General features: G+C 41.9%; 14 protein-coding genes. 9 read left to right on the forward strand and 5 right to left on the reverse strand.

Annotated elements, in window-relative coordinates; genetic code table 11:
• Positions 1–686, forward strand: a 686-nt coding sequence (eutB, locus tag JWQ85_RS04705; protein WP_299464697.1) for an ethanolamine ammonia-lyase subunit EutB, incomplete at its 5' end; no start/stop codon positions are given.
• Positions 674–1,441 (forward strand): ethanolamine ammonia-lyase subunit EutC, encoded by a 768-nt coding sequence (gene eutC, locus JWQ85_RS04710; RefSeq protein ID WP_299464701.1) that lies wholly within the window; start codon positions 674–676, stop codon positions 1,439–1,441. The genes eutB and eutC, both read left to right, overlap by 13 nt.
• A 2-nt stretch (positions 1,442–1,443) precedes the next feature.
• On the opposite strand, the gene JWQ85_RS04715 is transcribed toward eutC, so the two are convergent.
• Positions 1,444–2,229: a DUF2231 domain-containing protein gene (locus JWQ85_RS04715; RefSeq protein WP_299464703.1), complete on the reverse strand. Its 786-nt coding sequence runs from the start codon at positions 2,227–2,229 to the stop codon at positions 1,444–1,446.
• Positions 2,230–2,381: 152 nt separating this feature from the next.
• Here JWQ85_RS04715 and JWQ85_RS04720 point away from each other — a divergent pair, with 152 nt between their 5' ends.
• Positions 2,382–3,320, forward strand: coding sequence for a sugar phosphate isomerase/epimerase (locus JWQ85_RS04720; protein ID WP_299464706.1), 939 nt, complete (start codon positions 2,382–2,384; stop codon positions 3,318–3,320).
• Positions 3,321–3,427: 107 nt separating this feature from the next.
• Positions 3,428–3,823, forward strand: coding sequence for a hypothetical protein (locus tag JWQ85_RS04725; protein ID WP_299464709.1), 396 nt, complete (start codon positions 3,428–3,430; stop codon positions 3,821–3,823).
• On the opposite strand, the gene JWQ85_RS04730 is transcribed toward JWQ85_RS04725, so the two are convergent.
• From JWQ85_RS04730 to JWQ85_RS04740, 3 genes are read right to left on the reverse strand one after another with little or no spacing between them, the layout of a single operon-like run.
• On the reverse strand, positions 3,820–4,230 hold the full coding sequence (locus JWQ85_RS04730) for a phage tail protein (RefSeq protein ID WP_299464712.1): 411 nt from the start codon (positions 4,228–4,230) through the stop codon (positions 3,820–3,822). The two genes, JWQ85_RS04725 and JWQ85_RS04730, sit on opposite strands and share 4 nt — an antisense overlap.
• Before the next feature lie 11 nt (positions 4,231–4,241).
• Positions 4,242–4,661, reverse strand: coding sequence for a phage tail protein (locus JWQ85_RS04735; RefSeq protein WP_299464715.1), 420 nt, complete (start codon positions 4,659–4,661; stop codon positions 4,242–4,244).
• A 5-nt stretch (positions 4,662–4,666) separates the two neighbouring features.
• Positions 4,667–5,059 carry a phage tail protein gene (locus JWQ85_RS04740; RefSeq protein ID WP_299464718.1) on the reverse strand — a complete coding sequence of 131 codons (393 nt, stop codon included), beginning with the start codon at positions 5,057–5,059 and terminating at the stop codon, positions 4,667–4,669.
• Positions 5,060–5,180: 121 nt separating this feature from the next.
• On the opposite strand from JWQ85_RS04740, the gene JWQ85_RS04745 reads away from it, so the two are divergent.
• A complete protein-coding gene (locus JWQ85_RS04745; RefSeq protein ID WP_299464721.1) occupies positions 5,181–5,756 on the forward strand; it encodes a Crp/Fnr family transcriptional regulator in 576 nt (191 codons plus the stop codon).
• A 124-nt stretch (positions 5,757–5,880) separates the two neighbouring features.
• Positions 5,881–6,324, forward strand: a complete 444-nt coding sequence (locus tag JWQ85_RS04750; protein WP_299464724.1) for a carboxymuconolactone decarboxylase family protein — start codon at positions 5,881–5,883, stop codon at positions 6,322–6,324.
• Positions 6,325–6,391: 67 nt separating this feature from the next.
• Here the strand turns inward: JWQ85_RS04750 and JWQ85_RS04755 are convergent, their stop codons facing one another.
• Entirely contained in the window at positions 6,392–6,733 is a 342-nt protein-coding gene (locus JWQ85_RS04755) for a hypothetical protein (RefSeq protein WP_299464727.1), read from the reverse strand.
• Positions 6,734–7,008: 275 nt separating this feature from the next.
• On the opposite strand from JWQ85_RS04755, the gene JWQ85_RS04760 reads away from it, so the two are divergent.
• The 3 genes from JWQ85_RS04760 to JWQ85_RS04770 form a co-directional block, all read left to right on the forward strand.
• Positions 7,009–7,155, forward strand: a complete 147-nt coding sequence (locus JWQ85_RS04760; RefSeq protein ID WP_299464730.1) for a hypothetical protein — start codon at positions 7,009–7,011, stop codon at positions 7,153–7,155.
• Between the two features lie 70 nt (positions 7,156–7,225).
• Positions 7,226–8,443, forward strand: a complete 1,218-nt coding sequence (locus tag JWQ85_RS04765; RefSeq protein ID WP_299464732.1) for a hypothetical protein — start codon at positions 7,226–7,228, stop codon at positions 8,441–8,443.
• A 47-nt stretch (positions 8,444–8,490) separates the two neighbouring features.
• On the forward strand, positions 8,491–8,942 hold a 452-nt coding region (locus tag JWQ85_RS04770; protein ID WP_299464735.1), incomplete at its 3' end, for a hypothetical protein.

The following is an 8,942-nucleotide window of genomic DNA, read 5'->3' on the forward strand; positions in this document are numbered from 1 at the left end:
TTAATAAAAATGCACCTGTCGATCTGTGTTTTCAATCTATTGCCGGTACAGAAAAAGCCAATACAAGTTTTGGTATCAGCATAAATTTACTGGAAGAGGCTCACGAGGCAACGCTATCGCTAAACCGCGGAACTGTGGGCAATAATGTGATGTACTTTGAAACAGGGCAAGGGAGTGCTTTGTCTGCCAATGCGCATCACGGGATAGACCAGCAAACTTGCGAGGCAAGGGCTTATGCGGTAGCTAAAAAGTTTAATCCCTTTTTAGTAAACTCGGTAGTTGGTTTTATTGGGCCGGAGTATTTGTATGATGGTAAGCAGATAATCCGTGCAGCCTTAGAAGATCATTTTTGCGCCAAGCTGCTCGGCTTGCCTATGGGCGTTGATATTTGCTATACCAATCACGCCGAAGCCGACCAGGATGATATGGATAATTTGCTTACCCTTTTAGGAGTTGCCGGATGCAGTTTTATAATGGGTATTCCTGGTAGTGACGATATTATGCTGAATTATCAATCTACCTCTTTCCACGATGCCTTATATCTGCGCAAGGTACTTGGCCTTAGACCAGCGCCGGAGTTTGAGCAATGGCTTATTAAACAGGGAATATTTGATGGACAAGGTAACCGCTCAGCGTCAGCATCTGAAGGATTATTAAAAAATATGGGGAGCTTATGGATAAAATAACAAAACCCCAGGCAGAAATAACAGATCCGTTAAGCTTTTTAAAGGAGTTTACAGCCGCCCGCATAGCTATAGGCAGCACAGGTAACAGCATCCCTACCAAGCAATTACTGGAGTTTAAACTGGCGCATGCCCATGCCCGCGATGCGGTGTATTCTGTTATGGATACCGAAATGTTAGAAGATGCTTTAGCGCAATTTCATCGCCCTGTGTTACAATTACACAGCAGGGCAGAGAACCGTGCACAATACCTGCAACGCCCGGACCTGGGCCGTAAACCCAATGAAGAATCGTTAAACCGCCTGGCCGACCAGATAACAGGCGACGATATTGTTATCATCATAGCTGATGGCCTGTCTGCAATAGCTATGAATGAAAACGTCCTTACCTTGTTGCAGCTATTAATACCGAAATTATTGGCCGCTAATTTAAAGCTTGGTCCGCTGTGCCTGGTACAACAGGGCAGGGTAGCCATTGGCGATGATATAGCCCACGAACTACATGCAAAACTATCTCTTGTGCTTATTGGTGAACGGCCCGGCTTAAGCGCTGCTGATAGCATAGGCGCCTATTTAACTTATCAACCCAAACCCGGGTTAAAGGATAACTCCCGCAACTGTATCTCTAATATTCGCCCCGGTGGTTTGGATCTTAGTTTGGCCGCCGATAAGATCTTTTACCTGGTACAGGAAGCATTCAGGATGAAGTTATCAGGCGTAGGTTTAAAGGATAATGAAGGGTTGCTGGAAGGGGAATAATATTAATAGGCTAACTTCAGGTAAACTTTTTCACCCTTTTCAATTATTCCATAAACATCAATACCATCTTTTGCCGGCCCCGCTTTCACAGCACCTGTACTACAATCAAATTGCGAGCCATGCCAGGGGCACTGTACAGTTCCGCAGATCATAGCTCCCCCGGCTAATGAACCACCCTTGTGCGAGCATCTATCATTAAATGCAACATACCCGCTTTCGGTTCGGCCCAGTACAATGCGCTCGTTGTTTATATGCAGCAATTTCATTTGGTTTATTTCCAGTTCAGTAATTTCGGCCACTTCAAATTCATTGCCGCTTTGGTTAATGTATGCTTCTTTCCATTTCCCCGCATTTGCATACCTTGGGTCAACCCCAATTTGATTTCGGTACACCAGAGTCCCGCCCAGCCATCCCGCTATTAACATGGTAACAAAGCCAACAAATTCAAATATAATTGGTGAAAAAGAAATTTGCTTTTGCCTGATAAAAAAGGCAACAACAAACAGTATTAGCATGGTTGTATTAAGTATGCCGTGTTGTGCCCCTCGTTTTTTAGCCGAGCTTTTAGGCGGCACGGTAAAAAAGTAATCAATCACTCCGGGGATAGCTGTTAGTATGGCACTTACAATACCGGCAATTACCATGTATTTGCCCATTAGCCAAAAAACATTGTTTTTATAAAAAAAAGCTATTGCATCAAATAAAAGCGCTGCAGTAAAAAAAGCGATTGGAAAACCCACCAAAATGGGGTGGATAGGATGGCCTTTTATATTCGCTGTACTTTTCATTTATTATACAATTCTATTTTTATGAAATTGTTTTTTATAGGATTTATTCGATAGTATATACTGTATAAGTAACACTTTTAATACAGATTTTGACCAGATAAATAATATCATAACTTTGATATCAACCAACATCAATTAAACCGGGTATTATTATGAAAAAGCAAACCATAAGCAGGCGCTATTTTATTGGCAGTGGTGCAATTGCTGCCACAAGTATGTTGTTCCTATCCAAAATATCATTCGCGGGTTCAATTTTACGGAGCGCGGCTAAGCCAAATTCTGTTATAAATGGGGTGCAGATAGGGGTGATCACCTATTCGTTTAGAAGTATGCCCGGTACTGCCGAAGACCTGCTTAAATACTGCATTGACTGCAATATAAATGCTATTGAACTAATGGGGGATGCCGCCGAAGCATATGCAGGCGCACCAAAAAGAGAGTCAAACCAAAACTGGGCAGATTTTGCACCAAAAATGGCCGAGTGGCGTGCCGGTGTTGCTATGGATAAATTTAAAGAACTCCGCAAAATGTATAATGATGCAGGTGTAACCATATACGCCTGGAAGCCCAATGCCCTTGGCGCGAAAAATACCGATGCCGAGATTGACTATGCTTTTAATGCAGGCAAAGCGCTTGGTGTAAATCATGTAACCGTTGAATTACCAGACGAAGCACAAACCAAACGCCTGGGTGACCTTGCAGCTAAACATAAAATGATGGTTGGTTACCATGCCCATACACAGGCTACACCAACGCTTTGGGATGCGGCGCTGGCACAATCCAAATACAACGGTATAAACCTTGATATTGGCCATTATGCATCGGGTACAAGCAGCAGCCCGGTGCCGTTTATAGAGAAGTATCACGACCGTATTACCAGTATGCACATAAAAGACCGCAAGTTTAACGATGGGCCAAATGCACCATGGGGGCAGGGTGATACACCAATAAAAGAAGTGCTGCAGCTAATGAAAAAGAATAAGTATAAATTCCCGGCTACTATTGAGCTGGAGTACAAAATACCTGATGGTTCTGATGCTGTTAAAGAAGTGAAGATATGCCGTGCCTATGCGGCTGATGCTTTAAAATAAGTTTAATAACATTCGACACCTTTTAACGGATTGCCGCGTCTACTCATTGGATGCTTCAATCCGTTTTTGCATTTTTGATACAACAAAACCAGATCACTATTATACATATGAAAAAATACCTTTACCTTTTTATTGTTGCCTTAATAACCAGCAGCTGCAGTTACACTGTTTATGATATGAACCGCGGCGAATTAAAGATGGCTAAAAAGCCCACTTATATGGTTAATTATATGACCGATATCCCAAAAGGAACAACCGCCACCATTACTTACAGTGATAAGGATAACACCAAGCACATCGAAAAACTCTACAGTGGTAAGTTAGATTATACGGTGGAATTACCTTCGGGCAAAAACTGCGACTTTACTGTAGATGTTAAGCTGCCACAAACCACCCCGGCAAGCAGTTTACACACCTACGTAAAAGTTGATGGCGAGGCTATAACCGACCAAACCCAAACAGGTAAAGACGTACAATTCAGGTTTAAGTTTAAACTGCCTTAAGGCCTGGGCGGATATACTCCCTCTAAAGCAATAATAAAATTTACGGCTAATACGGGTTGGATAATAGAGTGGTTAACCTCGGCCGCCTTAAATTGGGTTGGAGCCCCGGCTTTGTAATGCCCCGGCATACTTTTACTGGCCGATGCCTTTTCGGTACCCATGGAGGTTCCTACCTCATAATATTCTGATCTTTTTATCTCTCCATAATTTATTGGTACGCGACTGCGCAGATCGGGCAACCTGGCAATGCGTTGACTGACGTCTCCGAAATGATAGCCTAATAATGAAAATAGAAAAGTGTTTTTTTTGGTATCAAATTGTGCCCCGTTGCAAAATGCCCAACCTTTAGGCGCGAAATCGCCTGAAAACATCCTTATTTCACCAATAAATTGTTCGTCATTATTCATATATAATTGATTTAAAAGCGGCTTGGAAATATACCCCTAAGGGCGATAATGAAATTTAAAGCAATTGAGGGCTGCATATTTGAATACGTTCCGTTAACAACCGCTTGCCCCTCACCGGTGCCCTCTGTCTGCAGTACACCCAAACTTCCTTCTTTGGTCTGCACATCTTTAGTAACAGGTTGTTCTGAACCTGCCTTTTGCCCCAGGCAATAGTCCGAAAGCCCTATGCCTCCCCCCGCGCATACAGGCGCGCGGCCGCGCATATCGGGCAGGTTAAAATAAGTTTTGTTATCACCGCCGTAGGTGCTGCCCAGCAGGGAGTATAACGGCATGTTTTCTGTTATGGATAATTTTTGCCCGTTGCATGATACCCAGCCATCGGGCACATCTGTAAATGGTACCATTTTTATTTCGCCAATATAGGGTAGCATATTGTTTATTTATAGTGTTTAGCGCCAAAAGTGGCTATAATGAAATTAACAGCAAGAGCAGGCTGGATATTGATAAGGCCGGTTTCGGTTTCGTTGGTGTAAACCGCGCCTTCTGCCGGCTTGCCGGTATTGGTGTGCAGTGTAGCAAATTCCGACCCTGTAACCTGGTTCATCGGGTAATTGGACAGGCCTTCGCCCTGCCCGTAATGTATAGGTACACGGCCACTAAGGTCGGGTAACCTAAAAGTTTCTTTTCCATCTCCGCCATAGGTTGTGCCAATTACTTCATACAGTTCATTGAATTCACGGATATTTAACTCCATGCCGTTGCATGTAAGCCAAAATTTTGGTGCATAGTCAAAGGCTGTCATTCTTATTTCTCCAATATATGGATTCATAGGGGATAAGGGTTAGTGTGATATACAAGTAAATGTATTTTTAAATGTTGGTAATAGCAAGGGGCGAAAAAGCTTTTTTAAAAGAGGATATACCCCGGGATTAATTAAATTAGCCGTCGAAATGTATCCACAACTACTTGCCCATATAAAACGCCAGGTACAGCTTACCCCAGCCGAAGAGCAATTGCTGTGCGATAGGATGGAACTGAAGAAATTTAAGAAGAAAGAAATCATCCTGGAACCCGGCCAGCATTGCAAAGGCGAATATTTTGTGTTAAAAGGTTTGGTGAGGCAGTATTATGTGAATGCCAAATTAAATGAACAAATAGTACAGTTTGGTTTAGAAAACTGGTGGATAGCCGACCATGACAGCATAGTAAACCATGTGCCCGCCGGTACTTATATTCAAACTATTGAAGCATCAGAAATACTACTGCTGCACAATAAAGATAAAGCACCCTTACTTGAACAAGTGCCAAAATTGGAAACCTACTTCAGGTTAACCATGCAAAGGGCGTTTATAGCATCACAGCGCCGTATTGGTTTTCTTTTTAACCAAACCGACGAAGAGCGTTTTCACTATTTTACCGCCATGTTCCCTGATTTTGTACAGCGCATTCCGCAGTACATGCTGGCATCGTACCTGGGTTTTACGCCGCAGTTTTTAAGTAGAATAAGAGCGAAAAAAGAGAAGTAAGATTATAAGAGACAAGAATCAAGATAAAAGGGATTTGTCTTGATTCTATTCTCACTTTCTTAAACTCGGTTCATTTTTTGGAGGGATGTTTATGTGCAACTTTGTCTTAACAAAACAAAAGACAATGAAAAGGACAAACATTTTACAGGCCCAGCCTGATACCTACAAAGCCATGAGTGCGCTTGAAACTTATGTTAGTAGCACCGAAATTACACCAATACACAAAGAATTAATAAAGCTCCGCGCTTCACAAATAAACGGTTGTGCTTATTGTTTAGATATGCACAGCAAAGATGCCCGCAAATTGGGTGAAACAGAGCAGCGCATATACACACTAAGCGCATGGAGAGAAACTCCGTTTTTTGATGAAAAGGAACAAGCTATACTTGCCTTAACAGAAGAAGTTACATTAATAAACAAAGGTGGTGTATCCGACGATACTTACAACAAAGCTGTTGAAGTTTTAGGCGACAAATATGTGGGCCAGGTAATAATGGCTATTATAACTATAAACGCGTGGAACAGGATAGCGATCGGTTTACATTTTCAGCCGCCGCTGCATAAATAATTTACCCTTGTTAACCAAAAAAGCCATACGTTAATAACGTATGGCTTTTCTTTTCGTATTCATTTGCCTATTTAAAAGCAGATACGTGAGTTGTTTTTATGCTTAAGATAAAAGACTTGCCTACGCTTATCTTAATGTTTTTTTCCTGCAGCATCGCTTTAATAGCTTCATCGGTTTTTAAGGCTTCGTACAAGTCGCGTGCTACCGCCGAACCACTAATATTATTGATTACTTTACCGTTTTCCATCGCGATGTTAAAGGTATAACCTGATTTTCCCCTGTCGCCGGCCGATTCAAAATCGGTGATATTTAGCTTAAAGCTTTGATCTTCGGTGAGGCTTCTTTTCAGGTGTAAACGTATAACCGGGATGTATTTTCTCCAGGTTGTTAGATATTTTCTTTCTTCCATGTCTGTGGGTAAAGGTAGAACATTAAATCGGTTACCCTTAATTATTCTACTTTTTATCAATTACCCGGAACTGCGGGATGCGTAAATGGCTGCATCAGTATGGCATTAGCGTCAACTCTTCTCCCTACTATTATAGATAGATAACTGAATTCAGTTATTGTGCATAACTATCTGCTAAAGACTGAGCTGATTGTAAAGCATAAAATGACTGCTAATCTTGGTATATTGTAATAAAGCGTTCAGATTATCGTTTTACATTTTTAACCTTCGTATTCATGAAGCCAATACAGCCGATGTCATACATATTAAAACCTGTTCCTGCAATTAAATTGCGGATGGTTAGTGGTATGCCCGTTGCTGTGATCACCGGCTTAAAGCTTAGTTATGCTTTCCTAAAAACAAGTAAGGACTTTATTAAGTAAGCCCCAGCCATTTTTGGTTTTGGGGCCGTTCACAAAACGAACGTTTTTGTTGTCTTAATAATGCTTACTTATGAATTTTTCTTCATCTCGTACATGGGCAGGTATTGGTTTTTCCCTGCTTTTTTTAATAAATACGAGCCTTGTTATCGCAGGTCTCTTCTTCGATTATCTATGGTGTACCCTTTCGGGCATTGTACTGTCTTTGGTTCAACTTTGGCTGTATGAACAGTTCTCCCGTAATCAAAACGCTTTATCAGAGCACTGTTTATTATCTGACTTTGATCTACAACTTATTATTGGCAGGTCCCGACCAGGTGTATTATTAAGCGGCACCAACGCCGATGGGTTTGCTTTTGATGTGGGCCACAAGTTGGTACAATGCTGCGATACAACCTTGCTAATGGCCGGCAACATGCTTTTTACAGAAATTGGTACAGGTAATTGCCGGCTGCCTTACCGAATGAATTTGTTAAATATTGGGTCATTAAACATTGCAGCACTTGATAAGGGTTCGTTACTGGCTTTGTCAAGGGGCGCGAAGACGAGTGATTGTGCCGTTAATACCGGAGTGTTGGGCATTGTTCCCGAATTGCTAAGAGGAGGCAGTGACTTAATATGGCGAATGGATCGTTTGGATCCCTCGTATAGGAATACTGACGGTTCCTTTAAAGAAGCCACATTCAAACAAGCAGCAAACCGGCCTTATATAAAAATGATCGAGATCAGGATAAAAGCTGCACACTTTTTACCGGATGTTTCGGAAACCTCTTTAAACCGCCTCATTGCTTTTCTGGAGCGCCTTAAGATACTATCAGGAGGTAAACCTACGGGTGTGTACGTGACCGCGGCAGATCATGCACTAATTGCACGGCTTTGCCGCGTAATGGCAGCCAACGTTATATATCTGGATTTTGTGACAGTGGAAAGTACAGCAGAGAAAAATGCGCCGTTCACAGCATTATTTACAGCAATTGATGCTGTGCGGCTTGCAATTGCTGAGTATAGATTGCCAACTAAGATTATTGCTTCGGGTGATTTGGCCAGGGAGCGTGATATATTGCAGGCAATAGGGCACGGGGCACATGCCTGCTATAGTGTTCGTCCTTTTCAGGTTGCCCTTGGTGCCGCCTGCTGGCTTATCAAATCGACTACAAATAATAAAGTAGCTTCTGTAACCGCTTTTCACCAAAATACATTGGCTGCAACTATTAGGTTGATAACAGCTTGTGCAGCTAAACAGACTACTGCATGTGATGAAACCCTAATAAATGCTGCACAATTAAACTAATTTTTAAACAATTATCCTGTATAAAGATCCAATAAATTAATTAGCTTATGGAACAAATTATTGAAAATAGCCTGATTACAGGCATATTATTAGTATTGATCGTGTTACCATTTGTAGTGATTGGCAGACGATTAAAGAAGAAACGTGAGGCCGGAATGATCGACCGGCTCAACGATGCTGCCCGGGCTTATGGGTTGAACTTGTCCCGATACAGAATGATCAATAATAATTTGGTGGGTTGGGACTGGGAAAACCGAGCCCTAATATTTGCCATGGATGAAGGAAGACCCGAATATATAAACCTTGACAAGGTTTCGAGATGCTATACGTTAAAAAGAACGAATGGCAACGATGTGCGTTCGGTTAGCCTGGAACTGCTGGACGGGGATGATAGATTAATAAACAGTATTCCGTTTTACCGGCAGTTTACCGATAGCGAAATGACCTTAAATAATGCGCTTAAATATGCTGCTGAATGGGAATCACTCATTACAAGCGA

The sequence above is a fragment of the Mucilaginibacter sp. genome, assembly GCF_028288105.1.
In the GTDB taxonomy this organism is placed as follows: Bacteria; Bacteroidota; Bacteroidia; order Sphingobacteriales; family Sphingobacteriaceae; genus Mucilaginibacter.

Coding starts and splice junctions, on each gene's coding strand:
- eutC (WP_299464701.1), top strand. CDS start 674: ATGGATAAAATAACAAAACCCCAGGCAGAAATAACAGATCCGTTAAGC.
- JWQ85_RS04715 (WP_299464703.1), bottom strand. CDS start 2,229: ATGAAAAGTACAGCGAATATAAAAGGCCATCCTATCCACCCCATTTTG.
- JWQ85_RS04720 (WP_299464706.1), top strand. CDS start 2,382: ATGAAAAAGCAAACCATAAGCAGGCGCTATTTTATTGGCAGTGGTGCA.
- JWQ85_RS04725 (WP_299464709.1), top strand. CDS start 3,428: ATGAAAAAATACCTTTACCTTTTTATTGTTGCCTTAATAACCAGCAGC.
- JWQ85_RS04730 (WP_299464712.1), bottom strand. CDS start 4,230: ATGAATAATGACGAACAATTTATTGGTGAAATAAGGATGTTTTCAGGC.
- JWQ85_RS04735 (WP_299464715.1), bottom strand. CDS start 4,661: ATGCTACCCTATATTGGCGAAATAAAAATGGTACCATTTACAGATGTG.
- JWQ85_RS04740 (WP_299464718.1), bottom strand. CDS start 5,059: ATGAATCCATATATTGGAGAAATAAGAATGACAGCCTTTGACTATGCA.
- JWQ85_RS04745 (WP_299464721.1), top strand. CDS start 5,181: ATGTATCCACAACTACTTGCCCATATAAAACGCCAGGTACAGCTTACC.
- JWQ85_RS04750 (WP_299464724.1), top strand. CDS start 5,881: ATGAAAAGGACAAACATTTTACAGGCCCAGCCTGATACCTACAAAGCC.
- JWQ85_RS04755 (WP_299464727.1), bottom strand. CDS start 6,733: ATGGAAGAAAGAAAATATCTAACAACCTGGAGAAAATACATCCCGGTT.
- JWQ85_RS04760 (WP_299464730.1), top strand. CDS start 7,009: ATGAAGCCAATACAGCCGATGTCATACATATTAAAACCTGTTCCTGCA.
- JWQ85_RS04765 (WP_299464732.1), top strand. CDS start 7,226: ATGAATTTTTCTTCATCTCGTACATGGGCAGGTATTGGTTTTTCCCTG.